This is a genomic window from Amycolatopsis sp. NPDC051128 (assembly GCF_040682715.1).
GTDB lineage: Bacteria > Actinomycetota > Actinomycetes > Mycobacteriales > Pseudonocardiaceae > Amycolatopsis.
In genome coordinates this window covers 48,531-74,837 of the sequence record NZ_JBFBBN010000007.1, presented here as the reverse complement: position 1 = coordinate 74,837, position 26,307 = coordinate 48,531, and the positions used below count along the sequence as shown (strand labels likewise).

Here is a 26,307-nt window from a genome sequence, read left to right as displayed (position 1 = left end):
CAGCGGCTGCGGAATTGGCGGACGCGGGCATTCTGATCCGAGGGGTCATCGCGAGCCGGCCGGTCGAGCAGTTGGCCGACCTGCCGGCATCCGAACTAGACAAGCTGATTCCCGGCGCGAACCGGTCCTGGTCCGGGGATGATGGCGGGTATGCGCACCTCGGCCAGGGCAGACTACGCGATCCAGGTCCTGCTGAAGCTCGCCGCGGACCCCACGCGGCCGATCACCTGCGAAGCCGTCGCGTCCACCCAGGACATCCCGGCCCGGTTCATGCGGGACCTGCGCCAGGCGGGGCTGGTCCGCGGCCAGGGCGGCTACCGGCTGGGCCGGGCCGCCGCGGAGATCACTGGGCGGGACACGACTGGGCGGGACACGACTGGGCGGGACACGACTGGGCGGGACACGACTGGGCGGGACACGACTGGGCGGGACACGACTGGGCGGAACACGGTCGACGGCGAGTTCCTCTCCGTCCGCGGCGCACCTCGGCCCGCGCCGTCCTGCCACGGCACGGCCGCCGGGATGGCCCCGTTCCGGTCCGGCCTCGACGCACTCCTCCGCGCGACCGCCGACCTCCTCACCGGCGCGGCCCCGGCCCGCGTCGCCGCCTGAAGGGACCTTTCGTGAGCGACCTTTGGCACCAGCCGCTGCGGCACATCCGCGGCGCGAAGATCGACGAGTCAACACGGAAGTCGAACTGACTCGGTGAGTCAGCCCGCGCAGTCGGTCGGCGGGGTGAAGCCCGTCTTGAGGACGATGGTACTGAGCTTCGTGTCCGTGCCGTCGGCGGCGGGGATGACGATGGTCGCCTTCTGGGTCCAGACATGGCCGCCGATGTCCAAAGTCCAAGTGCCGACGACCTTCTTGAGCAGCGCCGCCCTGGTCACCCAGCCGTATTCCTGCGGCTTCAGGTTGACGGTGACCGTATCCGAAGTCTCCTCCGCGCCGATCCAGGTGTGCGCGTAGTTCGCTTGGATCTCGGTTTTGACCAGCGCCTTGATGCCCAGGTCGATACCGACTTCCACACCGACCGTCACGCTGCCGCCGACGGTGTTCTCCCATCCCACCGTCTGGGTCCAGGTGCGTGCATACGCGTTGTAGTTGGGGCTGTCGTTCTTAACGAGCTGGCTGACGCATTTCGACGCGCCGAGATAGGCAGGGTATTTGGTCGTGCCTTCCTTCCAGTTACACGTTCGAGGGTTCTTATCGCACTGTGCCATGGCGTACCTGGTGGCCAGGTTCTTGGAACCGGGAATCGCGGCGGAAACGCCGAGCTGGAAGGACTGTCGGGGGTTGGCCACCTCGCAGTCGCCGACGTAGATGTAGTCCGCACTGTCGAGGGTGAAGCACTTTCCGGTGTCTTCCTGTTTGATCATGAAGCTGGTGAGTTCGGAGCTGTAGGGCACCAGGTGCCAGCGCTGGCTGGTCTGGCCCACGCATTCCCACTGGTCGAGATAGCTGTTGGTACGCCAGACATCCACACAATTATGGCTGGCGAGATTGTACATCTGGAAGGAGAAGTCGGGGTTCTGTAAAATTTTCCAGAACGAGCGGTCGCCGCCGTCGGCTTTGAGCTGGAGATACGAGTGCGGATCACCCGGATTCTCGATGTCCAGTTTCTTGCCTGGGGACACGGCACTGGTTATCTGCAGGCAAGCGAGCGATCCTGGCGAGACGCAGCCCGCCACTACCGCTTGCGCCCGTTCATCCGCTTGCGCCTGTTCGACCGTTAACATGGCCGCCATCAGGGCCACTACCGCGCCGAAAATGATTTTTCTCGACGTGCGTTTTGTGCTCGACATCACGAGCCTTCCCATCAGTGCATCCGGTCGGATGCGCGAACCTTTCGATCGTGGCCGTTCGCCTGACTGATGAGCAATCCCCGATCAGGGCGATAAGATTCACTCAATCGAGCAGTGAACGACAAGTTGTGACCCGGGGTCGTCTTCTGATATCTGGTCTTTGGTGTCGGTGAAGTCCGCTGGTCCATGATCCGCATCACCGTCCGCAGACTCACTCACGGACGTAGCTCGGAAACGGGCACGAACAAAGTCCGTGGTTGACCAGGCGACGGAAGCAGATGATGCTGCACGCCAAGCGCAGGAAGGCTTCGTAGATGTCGTCACGGATCTCCCGCCGGATGCGCAGTTGCCGGAACCAGTGCAGTAATGCCCCGGACCCTCAATCACTCCTCGGCCACGACGAATACGACGGTAGTGGCCTCCCCATCGCCTACAACGACCTCGAACCCTTCGCCACCCTCGACCGCGCGCTCGCGGCCGGTGACATCCAGATCTGGTGCCTCGGAGTCACTCTCGACGCCCTGACCCTCTGTGGAGACATCCTCACCGCCGCCGTCATCGACCCTGACCTCTGCGACCATCTCTTCGCTGTCCTGGACCCATCGCAACGTCCTACTCGCCCGCTGACACGTAATCGAGCCACCGCCACCTCGCCACTGTGCCAGCCCATCCGCGGCTGGCCCAAGATTCCGTCGCGATAAGGTCCGATTCAGCACCACTAAAACATCAGTCATCGGCAATCTGGACTGGGCTTCCTCATACTCAGGGCCGCTCACCCCGCCCTAATCTTTTATGGACACGTCGGCATGTAGGGCATTCCGGGCACGTACCGGGCCCATGCCGCCTCGTCGAGGCCGGTTCCCGTGATGTCACAGGCCCTTTCGGCCGCGCGGTCCTGGAGCAGAACGACCTCGCTAATGTCCCACAGGATCGCCTTGCTGTCGAAACTGACGGTTGCGAGCCTGGTGTTGTCGGGGGAGAACGCGACCTCGCGCGGCGACTGGGTGGGTACCGGCACCGGGGCTCCGAGGTCGTGCGCGGCCGCGCGATCGGTCACGTCCCAGAGGATCACCGTCTTCGTCAGGTTTGTCGTCGCGAGGAGCCTGCCGTTCGGCGAGAAGGCCATGCCGAGCACACTGACGGTGCTGCTGAGCGAGCTGGAGTTGCCGTTGGGCTCACCGGGTCCGGTCAGCGGCTGTCCGACCCGGACGGGCTCGCCGTGTGAGAGGTCCCAGAGGATGATCCGGCCGTCTGCGCGGCCGGTCGCGAGGGTCTGGCCGTCCGGGCTGAAGGCCGCGGCTGTGACGTTGGTGCCATCGCCGGCGACGACGGAGCTGGGTTTCTTGGCCGGCCGTGTGGGGTCTGCGACGTTCCACAGCGTGACTGCGCCGTCGAAGTCGTAGATGTTACTGACGGCCAGTGTCTTGCTGTCCTTGCTGAACTCGGCGACTAGCACGATGATTGCGGGCAAGTCCTCGGCGCGCTTGACCGGGTTGCGCGGGTCGGATACGTCCCAGAGGATCGACTTGTCCTTGTCGCCGGTGATGAGCATCGCGTTGTTCGGGGAAAAAATGCTGGGTTGCCACTGTCCGGCAGTGTTGTGCCGCGGATGGGCCGTGCGGCGTCCGTGACGTCCCACAACGTGGTTTTGCCGCCAGCCCCTGAGGCGAGCATGCGGCCGTCGGGTGAGAGCTGGGCGAAGTCCCCGGAGATCGCGTGAGTCCGCGCGACGGCTCGGGCCGGGTCGGTGAGGTCAACGACGGTGACCTTGCCGTCGGTGCCGCCGCTGACGAGTGTTTCCCCGGCTGGCCGGAACGCGATCGAGTCGGCGTTTCCGGCCGTGGCGCCGACCTGACGGATCCGCCCCGCCGCTGTGAGCCTCCACAGGATGGCGGTCTTGTCCTCGCTGCCGGTGACCAGGGCCTGGCCGCCCGGTGCGAAGGCCACTGAAAGGACGTAGTTGCTGTGGCCGACCAAAGAGTTTCCAGTCCGAGTCGGCACGGCCGGATTAGCGATGCCCCACAATGTCGTGGTGCCGTCGAAGGCTCCCGTCGCGACCAGGTCTCCAGCCGGAGAGAAGGCAACCGCGCCATTGTTGCCACTCATGGGTGTGCCGACCCGCGCAGGCGCGGCGGTCGAGCTCAGGTCCCAGAGCACGAATGCGTTCTGGTTCTTCGACTTCGGGTCCTTGTCGTGGGTCGCGAGCAGCGATCGCTTCGGCGAGAACGCGACGGGCGAACGAGCCGCCAGTGGCGCGCCCACTTGCCGCGGATGGCCCGGGTCCCTGATGTCCCACAGCACCACCGCGTGGTCGCTGCCGACGGCGAGTGTCCTGCTATCGGGCGAAATGGCCGTCGAGTCGATGTTGTCACCGGGGGTGGCGTCGGTTTTGCTCACTTGCCTGGGGTGTGCGGGATCGGACATGTCCCACACAGTGATCGTCTGCCCTCCCGCGGCGACCAGCGTTCGACCATCGGGCGAGTACGCCGCGGTGTAGACGTCCATGTGTTCGCCCGTGTCCAGCGATCCGTGCCGTGCGGGCTTCGCGGGGTCCGACACGTCCCACACGGTCAGGAGCTGGTCGTCGTCGCCGGGAGTGACGAGGAACCGGCCGTCGGGTGAGAAGGTCAGGAACGCGACCCTACTTGAGTCGATGAGGATGCCGGAGCCGGCCCGGGTCGGCAGGCCGGTCGTCGGCAGCGCCCACAGCGTGACCGCCCCTTGAAGTTTGGTCTTGGGCGCCGCGGAGGTCGTCGGTCCGCTCCCGGCCGATGCTTGCGCGGCGCCGCCGGAGTTGGACGCGGTGGGTTCGTCCGGCACGCGAGTGGTGCTGGCGGTTGCGATCAGCCCGGCCTGGGAGACGGCGACCAGTTTGACGCCGTCACTGAAGCCGGTCAGCGTGCCCGCGTAGGAGGTTCCAGCGAGGGTGCCGACCAGGCTCGCGCGGGTCTGGGAGTCGGGATGGATCTTCTCGGCGGCGATGCCGAGCTGCAGCGCGAGCCGCGGGTCGCCGGCACGGGCGGCCTCGGCCTGTGAGAGGAGCAGCCGGGCGGTGGCGAGGTGTTGCTGTTCCTCCGCGGTGGAGCGCTGTTGGAATGCGGTCCGGGTCTGCAGCCCTGCGAAGATCGACGCCACCACGGCGACCGAGGCCAGTACCGCCAAGCCGGTCGTGAGCAGCCGCAGCCGGCGGTTCTGCCGACGCTCCCGGAGCCGCTGTAGTTCGGCTTCCGCTTCCTGTGCCCGGTGGTCGGCCGAGCTGGCGTCGAGGAACGCGCGTTCGAGCGGGGTCAGCTCGTGTTCGTTGCCCCGGGATTCCCGCCACAGGTCCGCTTCGGTCAGGGCACGCCCGCGGTACAGCCCGCCGGCATCCCGATCGAGCCGGTCCCACTGCTCGGCCGCGTCGCTGATCTGCTGGTGGATGACGAGGTCGGAGCTGTCGCGCTCGATCCATTGCCGGAAGCGGGGCCAGGCCCGCAACAGGGACTCGTGGGTGAGGGTGGCGGTCTCCATGTCCACGGTGATCAATCGGTCCTGCGCGAACACGTCGAGGACCTGCCGCACCGCGTCCACTCCGGGCGCGGAATCGGCGGTAAGCAGCTCCGCGCGTGGCACGGCGCGACGGGTGGGTTCGGCACCGGTGCTCACCCGGACCATCCGCAGCAGTGCCCGCCGGGCGACCTTCTGCGCTTCGGGATCGAGCGCGCCGTAGGTCGCTTCGGCCCGCTGGCTGACCGACTCCCAGATGCCGCCGCTGGCCTCGTAGCCGGCGAGCGTCAGTGTGACGCCTGCTCGTCGCTGCCACGTGGCCAGCAGCGCGTAGGACAGAAGGGGAAGCACCCCCGCTGCGTCGAACTCCGCGTGGCCCGCGCGCAGGTCACGAAGCAGCAGATCGGTAAGCCCGGCTTCGAGTTGGAGTCCGGCCGCACGTGCGGGCTTCTCGATGACTGTCCGGAGTTCGGCATCAGTCATGGGCGAAACCAGGAAAGCATTGTCGCGTAAGGCAGATACGAGGTGCGGATGCGCCATGCATTGGGCGTAGAAATCCGCACGTACCGCGAGAAGGATGTGCGTGCCCTCCTCAGCCTCGGAATGGAGGGCCTTGATGAACTCGGCCTGCTCATCTTCGTCGCGGCAAGCGGTGAACACCTCTTCGAACTGATCGACCACGAGCACTACTTGGCCCCCGTCGACGGGTGGCCGTTGTTCTGCGAGCGTGGTGAGCGGATGTTCTCCCGGGGTGAACACCCGGGAAGTCCATCGCGACGACCCGGGGAGGGCACCGGACTCGAGAGCGGGAAGCAGCCCGGCGTGCAGGAGTGACGACTTCCCCGACCCGGACGGTCCGATCACCACGGCTGGGCCTCTTGGGGCCCCGTCGCCGAGCCGCTGGACCAGTTCGGTGACTGCCTGGTCACGGCCGAAGAAGTAGCGCGAATCCTGTGGCCCGTAGCGGTCCATGCCGCGATACGGGCAGTCCACGGCAGCGGGCGGCTCGGTCGGCGACTCGGTGGGGCGCCGTGCGTCGGCGGCAGCGTTGGGTGCCAGCAGTAGCCGCCCGGAGGTGTCGCTGACGTGCTGGCGAGGGCGGGGCAGCCCGTCTTTCGACAACGTCCGGTCAAGCCAGTCGTAGGCGTCGAGGAGGCTCAACCATTCGCCGCGCGTCGGGTCGCCGGTGGTGAGCAGCGTCAGCAGACGCCCGGTGAATGCGGTGTAGGTCTCCTCGGGCAGCGCGAGTGCGGCCTCGTCGCGCGCGGCGGATGTCAGGACGTGGGTCCCGCGGACCGCGGTCGCGGCGAACGCGTCCGACGCGGCGGTGCCGTATGCGCCTTCGGCGCGGCCCGAGAAGCAACAGTCGAGCACGACGACGATCGACCTGGCGCGGCACCGGGTCAGTGCCTCGCGCACGGCCGAATACGGCAGCGCCGTGTACGCCAGACCTTCGACGAGGTCGTCGGTCGCTTGGGTGGCCAGGTACAGCTCGCCGTTGCCCGCACCCACCAGCCCGTGCCCGGCGTAGTAGACGAACAGCACGCTCTCCGCCGCGTTCGCGGCCGCCGTGATCGCGCTGCCCAGCTCCTGCGGGTGCGCCGGATCCTGCACCACGCGCAGGGCCCCCGGGTCCACCCCGCATCGATCCAGCAGCACCTCCGCGAGCGCGTCCACGGACCGCCGCACCGCGGGAACCGACGAGAGAGCGGACGCCTCGGCGTGCGTGCTGGTACCGATCAGCAGGATCCGTGCACCCGGCGTACTCAACGCCGGCGAAGGCGTCACGTTGCCGTACCGGCGTCGGAGTCGACGGACAGCGCTTCGTTGAGATCAGTGACGAGGCCACGGATCTGCTCGGCCGTCAGCCCGCGCACGTTGTCGGCGGTGAGCTCGATCGTCTTGTTCGGCCCGGCGACCTTGACCGAGACCTTGCCGACCCGGCGGCGCAGCCACGTGATCACCGCTGTCGCCAGCACGGTGACGGCACCACCCTGCCCCAGCGCGACCATCAACGCCGAATCGACGACGCCCAGCTCCGAACTCCTCGCCTGCCCGGGGACTGGTCGCACCCGACCGCGCAGCTCATCGGACTCGGCGAGTTCCTGATCCAGCGACTGGAGCTGGTCGGACGCATGCTCCCCCTGCACTGTGATCGTCAGGTACACAAAGTCCCCCCGGGCGCCGACATCCATCCCAACCGCACGAAGCGCGTGACTGATAGTCGCAACCCTTCGCAGTGGCGTAACGTCACATCGCAAGAAACAACCCGTGCGGGGCAGCACGCCGCGTTCGAGGCACTCGTACTGTTGGTCCGGCGACACTGTATGTCGCCGCGCGCCGCTTGGCCACGGCGAAGCAGCTCTTTCGAATCGAGTACGCCCGATGAGCTGAAGGCCAGTACGCTCGGAGGCCTCGCCCCCAGGCGCTGTCCAATTCGACCCGGCGGGAGTCGCCCGGACGCATCGGGCGATGGTCACCGCGCCGTTCGCCGACTTCACCTGGCGCCACGCCAGCGACCTCGCCCGGGCCGGTCGAGGCGTCGCCGGCGGCGGTGAAGGCCGAGGTGGCGAAGCTGACGTTCCTGCGCGGGGTGGACGCGCACACGCTGGATCTGTCGGTGCTGCCGGCGAAACGGCGCCGGTTCCTGGCCGCGGTCGGCCGGCGCCTGACGTCGCAGGCGCTGCAACGCCGCGAACCGCAACGCCGGCACCCGATCCTGCTCACGTTGCTGGCGCAGTCGGCGACCGACGTGCTGGACGAGGTCGTGCAGTTGTTCGACCAGGCCGTCTCGGCGCGGGAGAGCAAGGCCGCGCACAAGATGCGCGACGCGCTGGCCGAGCGCGGGAAGGCCGGCGAGGACCGGCAGGCCCTGTTGGACGCGATCCTGGCCATCGTCGCTGACCCCGGTATCCCGGACGCGGTGGCAAGACACTGCGGGTGCTGTGGCCGGAGGCTGGAGCAGGGGACCACGGCGGGGCGGCGGCGCCGGTACCCGCCCGAAAGGACAGCCCGCGTGGCGGATGACCGGGTGGTGCGCCGCCGGAATACTGGTTGACATGCGCGCGCACCGGGATCGCGAGGCCGGGTCACCGAAGCAGCACCGGGCACCTGCGGGAGTGGCGGCCCTTGACGGCGAGGTCCTGCGGCTCCAACGGCTGGCAGGCAACACAGCCGTGTCCAGTCTGCTCGGCAAGAGACCCGCACAGCGCGTTCTGGATGAAGGATTCAAGCACGGGGGCACACCGACTCCGGACGAGCTTGCGGCGTGCCAGGCATTCGCCCGGAAAGTCAGCGGTTTCGTCGACGAAGCCCACCGGCAGCTGCTGGCCGGCGATGTCGCGGGATGGCAGGGCGAAAAGATCAACACCTTCGTGAATCTGCTGCAACAGGGCAAATCGGTCGCTCTGGCCTGGGCGGGCAATGCGATCGAGGAACGCGTTTACGCGCTGATGCGCGGCACGGACATGATCCTGACCTGGGTTCCCCAGTTCGCCGAGGGAATGGGCGGGGCATCGCTTCCCGACATCGTCATCACTCTGAGCGAAAGCCCATTGAAGCAGGCCCTCATCGACGTTACCTCGGAGCGGTATCACATCCTGGGAAAGGCAGGTGGATGGACGACATCGCAACGGTACGTCTATGTCGCCGAGGCCTGGTTCCCATCGGTTCAAGCCCAGCACGTGCCGACCATTCTGGCCGGCCTGGAAGCCGGCGGCTTGGACGCCGCGGAGGTCGAAAAGAGGATCAAGGAAGCCGACGCGGACCGTGCACGCGCCATCGAGGCACGAACCGCCGAACTCAGGGCCGCCCGCGATGAATACAACGGGTACGTCACCTTTGCCAGGCTGATCAAGGGAAAGTTCAAGGGCGACCGGAAGGCAGCACTGGCCTGGGTGCGCGCCAACGGGCTCGGCCAGGTCAAGGGCGTGCCCAAAGTGAAGGGCAAGAGGAAGCCCTCGCTGGAGACGAAGGCGATGATGAAGCGCCGCGCCGCGAAAGCCAGAGAGCTCGCGAAGGCTGAAGCGCTGGCCGGCGCCCGGTCCCACGACGACGGGCCATCGGCGCGCGCGTCCAGTCTGTCCGACAGTGACGTCCTGTCCGACAACGACGTCATGGACCAGGAAGCCTTCACCGATAGCGAGGACGAGTTCGAGGATGCCGAGGCCCTCGAGTGGCGTGGGTGAACGCCGCTGTGTCGACGAGATGCTCTCGACGTGCTGAGGACGAGCGACCCTCGAAGGATCAGCCCTCCGACGCTGCCGTGAAGACCCGAGCGGCGCCGCGCATGGCTGTGACCAGCGTTATTCAGCCCCTGACCGAGTGCCGCGTGGTCAGGGACCGTTCGATGGTTCTTGGCTGCGATCGATGGTCCCGATCGGCTCGAGCTACTCGCGATTCAGGTCGTCCTCGTCGTCCTCGGGCAGGCCCAGGATCCGAGCGATCTTGCCCAGCGATTCTTCTTCGAGCCCGGCCAGTACCTTGGCGTACACCTCGTGCAGGACGGCGACCGAGTGCCCCGCCCACAGCGCCACCTGAGCTGAAATCACGCCGCCCGCCAGCCACGTCGACACGCAGGCGTGCCGCAGGTCATACGGCCGGCGAGCGAGCGGCGACCGGTATTCCTCCGGCGTCAGCGCGGCCTTGCGGGCCTTGTCCCACACTCGCGCCAGGGTCGACTCGGCGACGTCGCCACCATCCATGCTGCGGAACAGCCGGCCATCGTCGGCGACGCCGTACTGCTCAATATGGTGATGCAGCAGGGCGGTCAGCGGCGGCGGGCACGGCACCGGCCGCACCTCCCCCTTCGCGCGCTGCTTGAGCTGGCGACGGTCACGCCGCTGCCCGCTGTCGGTCCACGCCGCACCGGCGATCGGGCCGTCTCCGACACCAGCAACTCGCCCCAGCCCTTCCGCGGCAGCTTCAGGTCGATGTCGCGCAGCATCACTGCTTCCTCCGGCCGCAGCGCCGAGTAGTACATCGTGGCGAAGCAGGCGACCAGCCGCGGCCCGGACGAACGCCGCTCCACGATCACCGGCTCGGACGCCCCCGGCGGTAGCCGCATGACCTTCTGGTGCGGGCGAACGGGTCTTCCGACGAACAAGTGCCATCCCTCACCGGGCGATGGTGATCACGGTGGCGAAGTTGAGCGCGGTGACCCCGCCGGGCGTTCCACAGCCGGCAAAGGCGATGTTGGGCGCGGTGAATGTCTCGACCACACTCGCGCCGCTGAATTCCCCGGATGTGACCGTGCCGGTTTCCAGAATGACAGTGTTGGAAAGGCCGCGTGTCACGGTCGCGGAAAACTCGAACGACGTCGACTGCCCGTCGTTCCAGTTGATCGTTTCCACCCCGGACTCGACAATGAGCTGCGTGCAGCTCAGGTCGAGCTGGGCAGTGACGTTCCGCTCCCCGGCCGAAGCACTGGAGCCGATCGCCACGCAGCTTCCGGTCGGGCTGTGCGCGTCGATGATGTTCAGATCACCGTCGTCGACGACGGTGGTCGATCTCGTGGCATTCGTCAGTCCGGGCGTGTAGGTGACGTAAGTCCAGCCAGTGCAATTGATACTGGCGGTCGAAGCGTATGCGGTCGGCGTTGCTACCGCGCAACCCAGCGCCAGTCCCGCCACGGCGAGGAGCGCAGCAAGCTGTCGTTTTCCGATCACTTTATTGCCTTCCCATGGTCACGGCGTCTCCGGCCGACTACAGACAACCATCGGGACGGTGGAACCGCTATCCGGCAACCAGGCAATTACGCCGACGCGACCAGGTGACCGGCGGCGGTGGATCCCGCGGCGCGCCAGTACGCCGCGACCAGCCGCACCAGCTTGCGGCACCGGCCCAGCTCCAGCCCGGTGAACGAGGCCATCCACTCCGGGCGCGACGCTGTGCTCAGCGGCAACAAGATGATCACCATCGGCCCAGAGGCGGACAATTGCCGTGATCGCACTTTCCAAAAGTCCGGGACCGATGCCGACGCGGCGGTCGTCCTCATGGTGCTCGGCGAAACAGCGTGCGGCGGACAGCCATCACGAGTGCGCGAATCGTCCGCTCCTGGACATCATAGGCGCTACCGTGCTGTTCTTGAGCGGCACGAATCCGGCCTGCGGCTCTATTGGGCGCGATGCAAACGCGCGAGAGATTGTGCCGAGTCGTCGATGGGATCGGCATGGCGATGCACGATCTTCCACTCGCCGTTCTCGCGCCGGAAGATCGTCGTATGCGGAGCGCGTACGACGTCGGGTCGGACCCTGCCACCGACGCGGTCGTGCGGGCTGCGCCGCGAAGCGGATTTTGAGTGCTCCGGTCACGCTCACGTTGCGGAGCGTGAGCGCGGTGGCCGAACCGCAGGCGGCCAGCGTCATCCCGATGAAGGTGAGGTCCGCAGTGATCTGCGCGCCGGCCAGCGACACTTTGCCCAGTCGAGATTGCCGCCGATCATCACGGCGCTGAGATCGATCTCGCCGTCCGCGGTGAATCCCGCGCAGAACGAGACGTCCCGCGTCACGTTGAGGCCCTTGGCGGCCCGGTCTCATCGGGCCGACATGCTCGCCATCGCCGTTGAGGCACAGCCGGACGCTATCGTGCTGCACTTCGCGTCTCTGCACACCACCGAGATCGACGAGGCCATCAACGACCGTTTCCGCCGGTTCACACACCCTGCCCCTCGCCAGAGCCAACCCTTAACCGTTCTCAGTGAAAACCATTGGCCGACCGTCCAGGGCGTCACCGTTGACACGCCTGGCACGACCCGGATCATTCTCCAGGTTGACGATCCAACCGTCGTAAAAGGAGCAGCCAGCCTCGGCGCAGTGTTCGCCGTCCTGGACGCGGTACAACCCGAACGCCCAAGTCGTGTTGGCGACCAGAATCAACTCACCGTGCCCGGCACCGCGTAGGACCGACGCGGCCTTACCCCCGTCCGCGACATGGTTGCCCTCGTCGAGGAGTTGCTGGAGATCCGCGCGAGCCTGGCTTTCTCGTTCGAACACCCCGAACCGGTACTTAGCGGAAGGTCCCGACGACGATCCGGTGAACGGGTGGTACACGGCCATCCACGACCAGCCGGGGCCGGTACGGGAGCCTGTGGTCGGGACATCTCTGTTCGGGAAGATGGCCATAAAGGCACCGGGCGAAGACGGGTAGTAGCCAAGGCGCTTCACGGAAAGCCCCCTCTGTCTTCGGTTCACAGAAAGCCTTGGGTGGTAAGTCTGGTGAAGCAGTTGTCCAGTGTCAAATCCTTGAGAGTTCAGGAGTTGCGTGCTGAACGCTGGGGTCGCGCCAGTACCGGGTGAGCGCTCGCCTTCGAACTCGATGCACTACTGGGCGGTGGGCCCGAACAAAGCTCCGGGATCACCACCCAGATCCACCTCGGCCGGCCCGACCTGGCCAAGAGGCCCGTACGCCCTGCTCTACTGCGCGAAACTTACGTCCGGGTAAGCCAGACCCACAGGTATTGACAATTTCTCCCAGCCGTGGTTTCCGGCGCTGCGGTTGAGCGGGTGCACAAGTTGCGCAAGGTGAAGGCCCGCTCGGCGAGAACCGCGCGAGATTCCCGCTGTGAATAGGTCGTTATACAGAGGTGGTTGGGACAGCAGGAACTTGCTCACGAGCCGCTCGTCAGCGGCCAGCTTTGGCCGCCGTGGCGGTCGTCGAGCCAGAGGGCGTCGAACGCGGTGGCGGGTGCTCGATGGTGTCCGCGCCACGGGCCGGCCCCGCACCCGCGGTACAGCGACTCGTTCGTGTGATTCTTCCTTCTCCCGTCCAGCCGAGGACCTACCTTTTTCAACAGCCACACCCGGTGACCCGGGTTCGTGATCCGGAGGGGGAACCGAGATGTCCCTCGGCACCCGGCGACGGGACGTGCACCGCTTCGTCGGCAGACGGGCGGAGCTGGCGCTGCTCGCCGAGTGTGCGCGACGGGCCGGTCCCGGCGCCCCCTCGGTCGCCGTGGTCGAAGGGCCCGCCGGGATCGGAAAGACCTCACTCGTCGACCACTTCGTCGAAGACACCACCGCCGGTGGCGAGCTCGGGCGGCTGCTGCCCGGCGTCTCGCTCGTCCACCTGCGCACTCCGGTCGGGAATGCCGGCGACCTGCTCGGCAGGCTCGGAGCCGTGCGGGCTCGTGGCCCGGTGGCCGTCGTCGTCGACGACTTGCCGTGGGCCGACCGGCTTTCGGCCGAAGCCGTCGCGTTCGGGCTGGGCCGCCTCGGCGGCGATGTCGCGCTCGTCATCGTGGCCTGCCGCGACGGCGACCTGGCCCTGCGCCTGCTCGGCCTCGACGAGCGGTCCGGCCGGGTGACCCGAATCGGGCTTTCCGGCCTCCGGGAGGCCGAGGTGGCGGAGCTCGCCGCCGGGTATGTCGGGCGGCAGCCGTCCGGCGACGCCGCGCGGTGGCTGAGCCGATGCACCGCCGGCCACCCCCTGCACCTGCGTGCGCTGCTCGCCGGCGGCGACGGTCGGGTCAAGGCCGCCGCCGACGGGCCGGAACCGCCGTCGCTGGGCTCCACCATCGAGGCCTGGCTGGCCCGGCAGTCCGCCGCCACGCGGGCGTTGCTCGAGTCGCTCGCCGTGCTCGACACCCGGCTCCCGCTGGCGCGCCTGGCCCAGCTGGCCGGCGTGGCCGACCCGGCGACGGCCGTCGAGCCCGCGCTCGCCGCCGAGCTGGTGGACTGGTGGCCGGACGACCCGTCCAGCCCGGTCGCCCTGCGCCACCCACTGCACCGCCAGGCGTTGTACTCGGCGCTCCCGCCGACCCGCCGGGCCCGGCTGCACGCCGCGGCCGTGCGGTTCGTGGACCACCGCAGCGGCTGGGCGCACCGGGTCGCCGCGGCGACGAACACCGATCCCGGCCTGGCGGCCGAGCTGGAAGCCGAAGCCGAACGGGAGGCCCGGCGGGGCGACTACGAAACGGCGGCCGACTACCTCCTGTGGTCGGCCCGGCTTTCCGCGGAACGCGCCGAATACGAGCGCCGGTTGCTCACCGGGTGCCTGCAGTCCCTGCGCGACTACCGCACCGGCTGGACCGCCCGCGTGGCCGAAGAGGTCGAAGGCTGCGCGCCTACCCCGCTGCGCGCGTGCACGAAGGGCGTGCTCGCCCTGCTCCGCGACAAGGAGTTCGCCCGGGCGGACACCCTGCTGCGGCAGGCGATCGCCGGACTGACCGGGACTCCGGAGCTGGAGTGGGTCCTGGGCACCGCGGCGGCCTTCCTCGCCGCGCTGCACCTGTGGCGGGGCCACGGCCGCGAGACCGTCGACGCGGCCGAGCTGGCGTTGTCGGTGGCCGCACTGGACGCGCGGACGAGGGACGCCACCCGCATGGTGCGGGCGATCGGCCGGAGCAGGGTGCACGGCCTGGCGGCGGCCGAGCGGGACCTCGGCCACCTGCCGGAGGCGGCCGTCGACGTGAACCGCTCCGACATCGAGAGCTTGGCCGGGCGCGGCGCCATCCGGACCATGCGCGGCGACCTCACCGGCGCGCTGGCGGACCTGACCACCGTGGTGCGCCTGCAGCGGGCCGGGGCCCGCTGCACGATGGGCCACGCGTCGTTCTCCTACCTCGCCACCGTGCAGTACCTGCTGGGTGCCTGGGACGACGCGGAGCTGACCGCCCACCAGGGCCTCGCGCTCGTCGAGGGCAGCGAGCAGGCGTTCCACCGCTGCCTGGCCCGGCTGGCCGCGGTGTTGGTGCCCGCGAGCCGGGGTGAGAAGGACGCGGCCGAGAAGCACGCTCGGGCCGCCGCCGTGGAGGCCACGATGCTGGGGACCCCGCAGGACGCCCGCTACGCCGCGATCGCGGGTGCCGTGCGGGCGCAGGCCGTGGCGGACTGGCCGCGGATGCTGCGCGCGCTCCGCTCGGTGCGCGGCCTGCCCGGCGACACGGTCACCGGCACGCACGTGTGGTGGCAGGTCTGGTGGCGTCCGCTGCTGGCGGAGGCGCTCATCGGCGACGACCGGACGGCCGAAGCCGCCCGGGAGCTGCGCCCGCTCACCGAAATCTCCGAAACGGTGCCATACCTGCGGGTCGTGGCGGCCCGGCTGGACGGGCTGCTGCGGCAGCGCACCGGCGACCGGGCGGGCGCGCGGGCCCGGCTCGAGCTCGCCGCGCGCACCCGGGAAGAGCACGATGAGTCCCCGCTCCACCGCGGCATGCTGGAGGAGGCGCTGGGCCGGCTGCTCGTCGAGGACGGCTCCACCGCGACGGGAGCCGGCTGGCTGCGCTCGGCCCACCGCCGTTACCAGCGGCTGCGCGCAGCGCCCTTCGCCGGCCGGTGCGCGGCCGAGCTCCGCCGCGCCGACGGCCGCGACCCCGCCGGTGACGCCCCCGCCCTCTCCGCGCGCGAGCACGAGGTCGCCCGGCTGGCGGGCTGCGGGCTGACCAACCGGGAGATCGCGGCCGAGCTGTTCGTCAGCGGCAAGACGGTCGAGTACCACCTCGCCAACGTGTTCCGGAAGCTCGGCATCACCGGGCGACGGCAGCTGCGAGGCCGGTTTCACCCGCTTGCCGACGCCGACTAGGCGGTTTCCCTAGGGCCGCACCGCCGCCCGGGCGAACACACTGATCCTCCGAGCACCCACCGTCACCCTGGAGGAACCGCCGTGCCCTCGTCCGAACCGGTCTGGCCGTCCACCGACTGTCACGGGATCACCCTCGCCGACCCGATCGGCGTGACCGTCGAAGGCACCACGGTGGTGTTCGCCCGTGAGGCCGGAGCTTCCGTGTCGACCCTGTACTACAACGTCCGCGAGGCAGGGACCGAGTCGGCGGCCCCGCGGGAATGGACCGGCTGGTACCCGCTGGCACTGGACGCGCAGACGCGGCGCGGACCGCACCTGCGGCTCGCCGGGATGGACCTGGTCACCGTCGACTCGGTCGCGACGACACCGCAGCCGGCCGACGCCGCGTTCCGCGTGGTCGCCGACGGCCGGAACATCTGCTGCTTCCGCCTCTCCACCGGCGGCACGCTCTACCTCGACCGGTTCGTCCTCGTGCAGAACCCGCAGCGACGCCCCAGCGACCCGAAGGAGGAGGAGAACCCGGCGCGGTGGACGCTGCAGCGGGTCGGTGAGGTCCGCTACCGGCGCAGCGGGCGGCGGGACATCCCGGCGGGCAGCGAAGACAGCCTCGGCGTCACGTCCATCGCGGGCGAACCGTTCCTCGAACCGACCATCGAGCTGTCGCTCCTGCTGGGCGGGGACATCGAGCACTTCGACGTCGCGCTCGGACCGACCTCGGACATCGACCTGCAGCGCTGGCACTTCGTGGCCGCGACTTCCGGCGGCGCAGTGCACTACCTGTCCTGCCGGCAGGGCGAGTTCGACCCGCTGGACGTCCGGGCGTCTTCGCTGCACCGGTTCACCCTCCCGCTGGCCGCGTCGATCGCGGGCACGCGGGTGCCGTTGGCGCCGGTCCACGGCCCGGCCGTGGCCGTCTACGCGGAACAGGAACGCGCGGAGGCCGGCGAAAGCGCCACGACCGTGCGCCGCGGCCTGCGCCTGGCGGTGGCCGTTCCCGTCGTCCGGTCCGGTTCGGCGGCCCCCGCCGGGCTCGCCGTGCTGGACTTCACGATGTTCGCCGACGGCAGTGTCGCCCCGCCTTTCGAGTCCTTGGAATGCACGGTCATCGACGACGACGACGGCACCGGCTACCCGGTGCCCGATGCGGCCGTGCACGCCTCCGCGGCGGGCACGGTGACCGCGGTGCTGCTCGGCAAGCCCCGGCCGCAGACGGCCCCGGCGCTGCTGGACAGCGCCGACGGCTTGCTGCACTGCTACTTCGCGCAGCCCTTCGCGGGCACCGGCTCGGCCGGCTTCGCGGTCGCCCAGTTCGATCCGACGACAGTCCGCGCGCAGTTCGCGCTGCCGTGGTCGGCCGACGATGTGACCGGCCGGTTCCCCTTCCTCGCCCAGCGCAGCGGGAGCAGTTTCAACGCGGCCACGGTCACCGTCGCCGACTGCGCCGCGGGGGCGGCACCGGACCTGTGCGCGGTCTCGATCGACTACGGGCCGGGTTCCGGCCTGCCCCGCGAGCGCTGGGAAGGCGTGCCCCGCGCGTTGCCGGACCTGGTGCGGATCCTCGGCGGCGGGTACTCCGAAACCCCTTCGGACGCCGAAGTCCGGTCCGGGCAGCGGGCGTTCTACGACGCCGACGGCCGGTTCCCGGCGGTCCGGCTGCCGATGACCCTGGCACTCGACGGCGGACCGGAGCCGGCCGGACCGGCTCACCTCGAACTGGTGACCCACCGCGCGAACACGCCGCTCGCCTCGGTCGACGTCGCCGCGGCACCCGGCGAGCCCACGACGTTGACCATCCGGTACACACTCCCCGGCGGCGCCACCGCCCAGCAGACGTGGGCGGGCCTCCCGCCCGACACCTGGCACCTCGTCGCGGTGCTCGGCGGTGACGCCGCGGCGACGCGCTACTCCTACCAGCCCACCGCCGCCGACGACACACCGATCTACGCCCTCGACGGCGGAATCCTGGTGTTCGACCGCGGCCCGCGCGGCCTGGAGCTGAAGGTGACCGCCGCGTCCGACCAGGACCCGCGGCGCTGCGACCTCAGCCTGACCGTCGCGGACGTGGTGGTGCAGGCGAGCCGGAACGTCTCCCGGTCCCCCGCCACCGTCGCCGCGGCGCTCGAGCCGTGGTTCCTCGGGGTTTCGGTCGATCCGCTCGCGACCGAGGTGCCGGACCAGGCCGTCAGTTCCCCGCTGGACCTGCGGGCGGGTTCCCTGCTCTTCGACGTCCTGCGCCCGCCGGCGGACGGCCGGCTCGTGCCGGGCACCGTCACCGCGGCGACGTGGCAACGCCGGACAGTCGGCCCGCTACCGCCGAAAACGACCCTCGGCCGCGGGATGCTCGCGCTCACCGCCGTCGTCCCCGCGGCGGTGCCGGCCGGCCGGGAAGCCCGGGCGGAGAACGGCGAGAGCGCCGTGGTCGTCACCGGTACCAACGGAACCTGGCGCTGTGCGCACCGGCCGGAGGCGCTGACCCTCGACGGGTCGTCCGCGGTGGACGTGCCCGATCCGGCACCGGCGGTCGTCCCGAGGCGGAACTGGACGATCGAGTCCTGGTTGCGGCCCGCCACCGCGACCCCGGGCACGGTCCTCGCCTACGACGGTGGCCCGGCCCCCGACTTCGCTTCCGCCACCCCCAGCTACTACCTGGGCACGGCGGGGCTGCCGACCCTGGGGTTCCGGCCCGTCCGCAAGTCGCACGGCAGCACGGCAGGCTCGTACGCCAGTGTGCCGGCGAACGCGGTCTTCGACCTCACCCGTGCCGCCTTCACCTGGGAGGCGTGGATCCGCCCCGGCAAGCAGCCCTGCGGGTCGCCGGCGGAGCACGGCAGCCTCTTCCAGGTCTACGACACCAAGGACGGCCGGTCCGTCCCGCTCGCCCAGCTCGCCCTCGACCACGACCGGCACCTGTGCTTCGGCTACCGGACCGACGAGAAGAACCACGGCAACACCGAAAAATACGTCGTCGGCGGCGAGGCGCTGCCCGAGGACACCTGGACGCACGTCGCCGTGACCGCGCAGCGGGACACCGGCACCTCGTGGACCCTCCAGCTGTTCGTCGACGCGAACGTCGTGGTGGGGGCGCCGGTCGTGCTGCGGAAGGCTTCGGAGAACATCCCGCCCGGCGGGCTGATCGGCGCCCGGACCAGGCCGGACGTGAGCATGTTCGGGTCGATCACCGAACTGCGGACCTGGTCCACCGCCCGCTCGCCCCAGGAGCTCCGCCAGAGCATGGGAACCGCGCTGACCGGCACGGAACCGGGCTTGACCGGGTACTGGCCGCTCGGCGACGGGAGCGCGGTCAACGGCGCCGTGCTGGCCAACCACGCGACGGCGACGGGGGTCGCCCTGAACGCCCGGCTCACCGCGAACCCGGCGCAGGAGGTGGTGTTCTCCGACCAGGACCCGTTCATCGGCATCGTCACCGAGGTCGGTGGCTCGCCGGCCGTGCACGCCCGGGCCTACCTCGAGATGGACGCGTGGAACCACGTGGCCGTGGTGTACGAGGGCACCGGCGCGCTCGACCTCAACCCAGGCGTCGGCGAGGTCGCCGCCCCCGACTACGGCTGGTGCGAGAGCCCGGCAGGCTTCGACTTCGAGGGCGAGTTCACCGTCGAAGCGTGGGTGTTCCCGGACTTCCGCTCGGGTCAGGACCAGACCATCCTGGCGCGCTGGGGTCCGGAACCGGCGGACCAGTCGTTCCGGTTCGGCATCGACGGAGCCGAAAACGCCTTCTGCACGGTCAACCTCGTCGACAGCGTCACGAACCGCCGCGTCACTCTCGACGCGCGGCACTCGGCGCCGTCGGCCCCGTGCCACCTCACCGCCGTCCTGAAGTCCGCGCTCGTCCAGGACAAGAAGGACGAATGCCTGCGCGCCACGCTCACGATGTACGTGGACGGGGTTCCGGTCGAGTCGACGACCGAGTCCTTCCCCGCCAGGACGCGGCTGACCTCCGTGAGCTCGCGCAGCCCGCTCACCCTCGGCGTGACGACACCGCCGTCGCCCGGCACGGCTCTCGAAGCGCAGGAGCCGTTCCGCGGCGGCCTGACCGGTGTCCGGTTCTGGTCGGTCGGCCTCGCGAAGGACGACGTCGTCGCGGCGATGTCCCGGCTCGGCTCCGCCGACGACGCGAAGGGCGTGGTCTCGGCGTGGTGGTTCGGCGAAGGCGAAGGCACGGTCGCGACGGACTCCAGCGAGACCAACGACCTGAACCTCACCAGCACCGACGTGTGGGGGGTGTTCGCGAAGCTCGGCCGCTACCGCTGTTACCACAACGGAAGGCCGATCGCCGCGGTCTTCCCCGCCCCGGCTTCGGATGCGGTGCCCTCCTACGGCAGGCAGCTCACCGTCGGTGCCGTCCAGGACCGGCCGGGCGACCGCTGCGTCAGCGGGTTCGCCGGGGCGATCGCGGAACTGCGGCTGTGGCGTTCGGCCCGCAGCCGGGCGCAGATCGGTGACGGCCTCTACCGCACGGTCGCCGCGAACAACCCGGACATGGTCGCCTACTGGTCTTTCGACGGCACGGCCGAGGACCGCACCGGGCGCGGGTCGGACGGCAGGCTCATCGCGTCGGCGGCGTATTCGCCGTCCACCGCCCCGGTCGCCGACGAAGGCCCGCAGGTGCGCAACGTCTACGACGGCCCGGTGACCGCGTTCCAGCGGTCCCTGCACGGCCGGCCGTCGGTCCTGGAGTACCCCGAAACGGCGCGGCGGTGGGATGGCGAAGCGATCGGTGTCATGCGCCGCGGTGCCTTCTTCACCGCGCCGGACCTGGTGCTCGCGACCGGGTTCGGGGTCGGCGAACTGGAGCTGGTGTACCTGGGTCAGGTGCGGACGCACCCGACGTTGATCGGCTTCGTCGAGGGCGCGCCGCCCGTGCCCAGCGAGAACCTCTCCCGCCCCCTCTACAACAGCCCGCTGGGCTACAACTCCTACCAGGACGCCTCGACCGTGACGGTGCGCTCGACCGCGACCAGCTCGTTCACCTTCAGCAGCACCGACTACCGCACGAAGCTCCGGCTGAGCGTGGACGCCAAGGCGGGCGGGAGCGGCGGGCTGGACATGGCGACGGGGTTCAAAATCCCGATCATCGACGTCAAGCTCAAGAACGCGCTCGTCAAGGCGAAACTGGGGGTGCACCACAAGTCAGACCTCGAACTGGCGCAGCAGACCGCCCGGGTGGACACGTCGGCGTGGACCAGGACGCTCACCGACGTGATGGGCCTGCGTGGGAAGTGGGAACCACCGTCCACTCCGGACACGCCGTACCTGAACCCCGATGTCGGCCGGCGCTACCAGCCGCTCAACGTCGGTTACGCGCTGGTCGAGTCGCTGACCGCGGACCTGTTCGCGCTGCGGCTGGACAGCACCGGCGCGATGGTCGGCAAGGTGGTGCTACCCGACCTGGACGTCCCGCCGGACCGCGCCGTCATCACCTTCCGGATGCGCTCGAACTACGTCAAGAACGGCACGCTCGACGGGCGGGTCGGGCTGGTCGACGACCCCGACTTCCCGGCGGCGGACCTGACGCACGGCAGCTACTTCCGCCCGGCGGAGGCCTACCGGCTCGCGGACCGCGTGAAACGGTCCGAGCAGCTGCTGCGCGCCAAGTACCTCCACTACGACGCCGAAGCGCGGGGGATGCGCGGACCGGTCGGGCCGGACACCGGCGACGTTACGACCGGACAGTTCTACGACTTCGAGGCCGGCCTGCCGGCCAGGGGGATCGTGAACCGGTACGTGTGGACGGCCAACGGCGGCCTGCACGCCGAGATCGAGCAGTTCTCCGCCGGGCACGAGCGGACCTACTCGGGTTTCTACGACTACACCCACGGCACCGGGCTCGAGGCGAGTTTCGAGGGTCAGTTCGGGCCCAGCTGGCGGGCGGGCGTGTTCGCCTCACTCGACGCGCTGTTCGGCGGCCACGTGAAGATCCAGGTCGGCAAGGACGACACCGAGACCCGCGGGATGTCGCTGGACATCACCTGCCCGGGCGACCCGATGCTGCAGGCCTACGACGACCGCACGGCGACGTACACGACCGACCCGTGCCCGGGCAAAGTCGAGGCGTACCGGTTCATGGCTTTCTACCTGCCGCCTTCGGCCGAGAACGGCGCGGCGTTCGGCGATGTCGTGGACCGCGACTGGCTGCGGGCGAGCAGCGATCCGGACGCGGTGGCGTTGCGCAACCTCAAGTTCACCGAGGCCGGCGCCTGGCGGGTGCTCTACCGGGTCACCTACGTCAGCCGGGTCCCGCCGAGGTTCGACACCAACCCGAACCAGACCACGGCCCCGGCGCCCCAGCAGTCGATCATGCTGGCGGACAACCCCCTGCTGATCGACCTGGTCGAGCGGGCCATGTCCCCGGGAAGGCACGACGCGGCCGCCATCGGCGACGCGGTCGTGGCGGTCCTGACCCCACCCACGGCAACGAACCCGTTCGCGCTGGGCAAGCGGGTGCCGTGGTGGCAGGACTTCGTGGAGAAGGCCCGCCGAGCCCAGCCGGGCACCCCGGAGGCGCAGTTGCTGGCCCGCATCATCGACGACGCCATGACGTACTTCCAGGCGGGTTACGCCACCGGCGTGCTTCCCCTGCCCACTCAGCACTACACACGATGACCCACCCCGTCACGCGACCCTGGAAACCAGCTAATCCAGTCGCCACCAAACCCGGGGCTTGACATTGTGCAGGATCCGTCAGTATTCGAGTTGGGCGTTGGCACGTTCGTTACAGGCGATGAAGCCCAGGCTGCCATCTCTTGCCACCGTAGGTGGCCAGAGCGTGAATCAGGTCGGATCGCTGTTCCTCGGCGGATCAAGGCTTCGGACTGCCGTCGGTCCGGGGGATCGTGGCGCTGTCGTCGACCGGCAGGAGGGAGCCGATGACGCGGAGGCGTTCCAGCCTGCGTTGTCTGGAGCCGACGCATTCCTCCACGCCGTGGGGCCCGTTGCGGGCATGGATAGGCTCGTTGTCGCGGGCGACCGGCGAAGCATCCGGTGGTGAGGAGGACCCGATGACACCTCAACCGTGTACGGACGGCACGTTGCGGCATCTGTCCGTGGATCTCGACGACGCGCCCGGCGGGGACGGAGGGATGACAGGCCTCACGCTGTGTTCGGCTCCGGAGCGTCCGGTCTGGGGCAGGGATCAGTGGGCGATCTACGCTGCGTACGAAATGTATCTCGAAGACACGTGCGTCGACATCGCCGCGTTGCCGCCGTGTGTGGAGTGCCTGCGGGTGGCGGAGTTGCTGGCCAACCCCGATACGGCGCCGCCGCTGCATCGGAGGACTCCCCGGCCGGACTTCGCCTCCGGGTTCACCGGTGATCACATTCGGGGCGTCCTGCGCGTCGACATCGCCACCGGCGCCTCGCTCGGCTTGCGTGCCGCCGTGCATCTGCTGACCTTCACCGCGGTTCCGGACCAGCCGGGCTTCGGTGACCTCGTGAGGATCCTGGATCTGGTGTGGGACATGGGTGACACCGTGCGGATGGGGCAGGTCACCGATTGGGCGGCCGTGGTCGGCTTCGCGGCGGCCGCCGACGTGCCGGACCGTGACCGGCAGCTGATCGCCGTGGCCGCGAGCCTCGCCGGTGGGCCGCCGGTCGACCTCGAAGCCGCCGTCAGCTTCGTCGATGATCCGGCGGCGGCCCGGCGGGTGATCGAGGCGGTCGCGATCGCCACGGGTCACGGCAACCGGTGGGAGCTCACCGAGAGGCCGGACCCGAGCGCCGACACCTGACCGCGGTGAGGGCTGCCCTGGGCTCGGCCGGGAGGCGCCGGGGCTCCTGCACCACGTTCCCGAGCCAGATCAGCCGGCCGGCCCTGGATCCGCCGCCGGCCTTCGTCACTCTTCCGTCCCCTGATGGATGAGTTCGACAAGGCCTTGTTGAGCACGGACCGACTCCCGCGCCAGCTGACCCAGCAACAGCAAGGCCACATGTGGGTCGCTCGCAGCGCAACTCGTGTACGTCTGGCCAGCTGACCCAGCCCGGCGGCGTCGCCGTGCGACATAAGCGCGACGTTGGTCGGCTAGTTCCGTGCGACGCTCAAAGGGCTGGCCCGCGCGGTCTCCCAGGTGCCGGCGCGGAGACCTGCCGGCGACCGGCTGACGATGCGCTACCTGCATCCGTAGCCGAACATCCGCCTCGGCAGGGTGCGCGGACAACGCCGTCAGCAGCGGGGCTTCGTCGCCGGGGTGGTGCCGGTCCGTTCGTCTCCGTAACTGAGCCAAGTCCCGATCGGGGCCCGCTGCCCGACACCCGGACGGCTGTAGTCGCACACCCCGTCGGGGAACGCCGCCCGCAGCCGCTTCCGGTCCGCCGCGGTGAAGGTGACCGGGTAGTCGCGGAAGTCCAGCGGCTTCAGCCGGCACTTCAGCACGTCGAGGGCCAGGCCCTCCCCCGCGATCATCCGGGTGTTGGCCGCCACCGGGTACTGCGCGCCGCACTGGCCGCTCGCCGGGTACGTCAGCTTCTCGGTGACACGCGACGCGGCGGAGAGGTAACACCCGTCGCCGAGGTCGGCCGGCCGGTTCGCCAGCACCTTCTGCCGGTGACTCCGGTGCGAACGGTCCGCGTCGATCGCGGTCAGCCAGCGGTCCATCGCGTCGAGCTCGTAGACACTGGCGGCCGCCGCTTCGGCGGCGGTGGCGTGGTTTTCGATGATGACCTGGTTGCCCGCGGTGCCGTTGGCCCGCAGAAGCCGTTGCCGCATCACATAAGACCACTCGGTGGTGTGGACGTCGTTGCCGAACCCGGCGAGGTCGAGATCGGTCCGCTGGTCGATGATCGGCGTTTCCCGCAAAGCCTGCGACGCGGAGTTGAGGATGTCGTCGGCATACACCGCGTCGAGCGCCTTCGGGTCGGCCGCGATCCGCTGCGGCACGGGCGTTCCGGTGTAATCGAGGCCGCCGATGCCGGCGTTGAGGTCGGCGAACTGCGCCGCGGTGATTGTCCTGGCCTTCAGCGCGGTCAGGCCGTACTGCACGCCGGTGGTGTCCAGGGGGCCGCGCACGAACCCGGTCTTCGGATCCCGCCCGAGCTGGTTGGCCAGCTGCTCGTTCAGGTTGCACTTCACCCCGCGCGGGTTCGTCACCGGATCCCACCGCGCCGGCACCGGGATGGCCACGTCGCAGCTGTCGGTGGCGGTTGCGCGGTTGGCGAAGATCTTGTCCCAGGAGACGCAGGTGTCGTAGCTGGCGAAGCCCGCAACGGCCTGCTTCTGCGCCGCCGTGAACGACGCGCCCGGCCCGGCGAAGTACCGCTCCAGCAAGCGGCAGTCCGACACCGGGCCGCCCGTGCTCAGCGGGTCGGGGAACGAGACGCCGGGGATGATGCCATCGACGATGCCGGGGTAGTTCTCCGCGATGTCGTACTGCTGGATCGCCCCGCCCGAGCCACCCCAGCCGATTGTGTGCGCGACCGGGCCGTAAGTCTCGATGAAGTGCTCTTTGACCATCATCGCCGCTTCGGCCGAGATGATCGGGCTGCAGTTGTTGTCAAGCACGTTCAGGGTCGACGACGCGACCGCGTAGCCCCGGGCCAGGAACAGGTCGTTGACGACCCCGCCGGTCGAGCTGCCCTGGTGGTAGCCCGCGTTGCAGCCGCCGCCGAAGGTGTAGACCAGCTTGCCGTTCCAGCCGCGGTCCGGCGCGACGGGCGACGGCGTGCCGTCATACAGGGCCGCCATCTCGTAGACGGCGCGATCGATCGTGCCGCGTTCGACACGGACCACGTACGGCACCGCGTGCCCGTCGACCGTGGCCGTCGCGAGGTCCGCCGGCCGGCTCGCCGGGTCAGCCAGCGGCGCGAACGTCCCGGCGGCGGTCTTGTACTGGTAGCTCACCTGGGTCGGAGTGCTGCAGAACGGCTGCGACGCGGTGGGCAGGCCGAACGCCTGGGTCTCGCAGTAGAACGGGAGCTGCTGTGCGCCGGAGAAGACAGGCCCGGTGATCGGGTGGTTGGTGACGCGCAGGTTCACCCGCTGGTCCGGGCCGGGTCCGTTCGTCCGGGCGCTCAGGCCATTGGCACCCTCGCGCAGAGCGGTCACCAGGCCGAGCAGGCTGCCGTCCGGCTGGGCGCGGAAACTTGAGGTGATGTCGTGGCCGTTGGCGCTGACGTCGACCCGCCCAGCTCTCTGCGGCGGGACCACCTTGACCAGGACCTGGCCCCCGCTGACGAGCGCGGGCCGCGGGTTCGACACCGTCTCGATCGTCAGCTGCCGCCCGGGCGTTGTGCCGGGAGCGGCCACCGCGGTCGCGGTCCCCAGCAGGAGGACGGGCGCGGTGAGCGCTGCCACCACGGCGGATGAGCGCAAGGCACGGTTGACCACCAGACACTCCGCTCGCTTGTGCATCGCGTCTTCGCGACACCGGGCAGTTGCCGGTATAGCAGCCCCACCGCAGCCTTTCAACCAGTCTTGGATGCACTCACCCGACTATCCGAAAACAGGCCTTGGAGCTTCTACGGGCTGTTCGCGGAAGGTTCCGAACCGAGG

14 protein-coding genes and 1 pseudogene are annotated in these 26,307 nt (G+C 69.5%); 7 read left to right on the top strand and 8 right to left on the bottom strand.

All coding sequences use genetic code 11. The annotated features are described in order from the left end of the window. Nucleotides 1–150: 150 nt before the first annotated feature. Nucleotides 151–612, top strand: coding sequence for an Rrf2 family transcriptional regulator (locus AB0M82_RS10510; protein ID WP_364719629.1), 462 nt, complete (start codon nt 151–153; stop codon nt 610–612). A 98-nt stretch (nt 613–710) separates the two neighbouring features. On the opposite strand, the gene AB0M82_RS10505 is transcribed toward AB0M82_RS10510, so the two are convergent. The 5 genes from AB0M82_RS10505 to AB0M82_RS10485 all read right to left on the bottom strand — a co-directional run bounded on the left by AB0M82_RS10505 (nt 711) and on the right by AB0M82_RS10485 (nt 7,456). Next, complete coding sequence (locus AB0M82_RS10505) at nt 711–1,817, bottom strand: RICIN domain-containing protein (RefSeq protein ID WP_364719626.1); 1,107 nt, start codon at nt 1,815–1,817, stop codon at nt 711–713. 368 nt (nt 1,818–2,185) lie between these two features. Then, the gene (locus AB0M82_RS10500) at nt 2,186–2,383 is read right to left on the bottom strand and encodes a hypothetical protein (protein WP_364719624.1); all 198 of its coding nucleotides are present in this window, start codon (nt 2,381–2,383) and stop codon (nt 2,186–2,188) included. Between the two features lie 209 nt (nt 2,384–2,592). Further along, a complete protein-coding gene (locus AB0M82_RS10495) occupies nt 2,593–3,354 on the bottom strand; it encodes a hypothetical protein (RefSeq protein WP_364719622.1) in 762 nt (253 codons plus the stop codon). Next, nucleotides 3,252–6,965 carry a caspase family protein gene (locus tag AB0M82_RS10490; protein ID WP_364719620.1) on the bottom strand — a complete coding sequence of 1,238 codons (3,714 nt, stop codon included), beginning with the start codon at nt 6,963–6,965 and terminating at the stop codon, nt 3,252–3,254. The genes AB0M82_RS10495 and AB0M82_RS10490 overlap by 103 nt, the downstream gene beginning before the upstream one ends. Before the next feature lie 107 nt (nt 6,966–7,072). Further along, entirely contained in the window at nt 7,073–7,456 is a 384-nt protein-coding gene (locus tag AB0M82_RS10485; protein ID WP_364719618.1) for a hypothetical protein, read from the bottom strand. Nucleotides 7,457–7,854: 398 nt separating this feature from the next. On the opposite strand from AB0M82_RS10485, the gene AB0M82_RS10480 reads away from it, so the two are divergent. Together AB0M82_RS10480 and AB0M82_RS10475 are read left to right on the top strand one after the other, a co-directional pair. Beyond that, entirely contained in the window at nt 7,855–8,346 is a 492-nt protein-coding gene (locus AB0M82_RS10480) for a hypothetical protein (protein ID WP_364719616.1), read from the top strand. A gap of 1 nt (nt 8,347) precedes the next feature. Continuing rightward, nucleotides 8,348–9,475, top strand: a complete 1,128-nt coding sequence (locus AB0M82_RS10475) for a hypothetical protein (RefSeq protein WP_364719614.1) — start codon at nt 8,348–8,350, stop codon at nt 9,473–9,475. Nucleotides 9,476–9,676: 201 nt separating this feature from the next. Here AB0M82_RS10475 and AB0M82_RS10470 read toward each other — a convergent pair. Further along, nucleotides 9,677–10,311, bottom strand: a pseudogene (locus AB0M82_RS10470) (integrase); the annotation flags it as partial. A gap of 91 nt (nt 10,312–10,402) precedes the next feature. Then, complete coding sequence (locus AB0M82_RS10465) at nt 10,403–10,954, bottom strand: hypothetical protein (protein WP_364719611.1); 552 nt, start codon at nt 10,952–10,954, stop codon at nt 10,403–10,405. Between the two features lie 189 nt (nt 10,955–11,143). Between AB0M82_RS10465 and AB0M82_RS10460 the strand changes: the two genes are divergently transcribed. The 4 genes from AB0M82_RS10460 (at nt 11,144) to AB0M82_RS10445 (ending at nt 23,551) form a co-directional block, all read left to right on the top strand. After that, on the top strand, nt 11,144–12,187 hold the full coding sequence (locus tag AB0M82_RS10460) for a hypothetical protein (RefSeq protein WP_364719609.1): 1,044 nt from the start codon (nt 11,144–11,146) through the stop codon (nt 12,185–12,187). Between the two features lie 937 nt (nt 12,188–13,124). Then, a complete protein-coding gene (locus tag AB0M82_RS10455) occupies nt 13,125–15,806 on the top strand; it encodes a LuxR C-terminal-related transcriptional regulator (RefSeq protein ID WP_364719606.1) in 2,682 nt (893 codons plus the stop codon). Between the two features lie 81 nt (nt 15,807–15,887). Beyond that, nucleotides 15,888–22,427: a LamG-like jellyroll fold domain-containing protein gene (locus tag AB0M82_RS10450; RefSeq protein ID WP_364719603.1), complete on the top strand. Its 6,540-nt coding sequence runs from the start codon at nt 15,888–15,890 to the stop codon at nt 22,425–22,427. A 230-nt stretch (nt 22,428–22,657) separates the two neighbouring features. Next, entirely contained in the window at nt 22,658–23,551 is an 894-nt protein-coding gene (locus AB0M82_RS10445) for a hypothetical protein (RefSeq protein ID WP_364719601.1), read from the top strand. Nucleotides 23,552–23,982: 431 nt separating this feature from the next. Here the strand turns inward: AB0M82_RS10445 and AB0M82_RS10440 are convergent, their stop codons facing one another. Continuing rightward, nucleotides 23,983–26,142, bottom strand: coding sequence for a DUF6351 family protein (locus tag AB0M82_RS10440; RefSeq protein WP_364719599.1), 2,160 nt, complete (start codon nt 26,140–26,142; stop codon nt 23,983–23,985). Between the last annotated feature and the right edge of the window lie 165 nt (nt 26,143–26,307).

Coding starts and splice junctions, on each gene's coding strand:
- AB0M82_RS10455 (WP_364719606.1), top strand. CDS start 13,125: ATGTCCCTCGGCACCCGGCGACGGGACGTGCACCGCTTCGTCGGCAGA.
- AB0M82_RS10505 (WP_364719626.1), bottom strand. CDS start 1,817: ATGGGAAGGCTCGTGATGTCGAGCACAAAACGCACGTCGAGAAAAATC.
- AB0M82_RS10510 (WP_364719629.1), top strand. CDS start 151: ATGCGCACCTCGGCCAGGGCAGACTACGCGATCCAGGTCCTGCTGAAG.
- AB0M82_RS10495 (WP_364719622.1), bottom strand. CDS start 3,354: ATGCTCATCACCGGCGACAAGGACAAGTCGATCCTCTGGGACGTATCC.
- AB0M82_RS10475 (WP_364719614.1), top strand. CDS start 8,348: ATGCGCGCGCACCGGGATCGCGAGGCCGGGTCACCGAAGCAGCACCGG.
- AB0M82_RS10500 (WP_364719624.1), bottom strand. CDS start 2,383: ATGGTCGCAGAGGTCAGGGTCGATGACGGCGGCGGTGAGGATGTCTCC.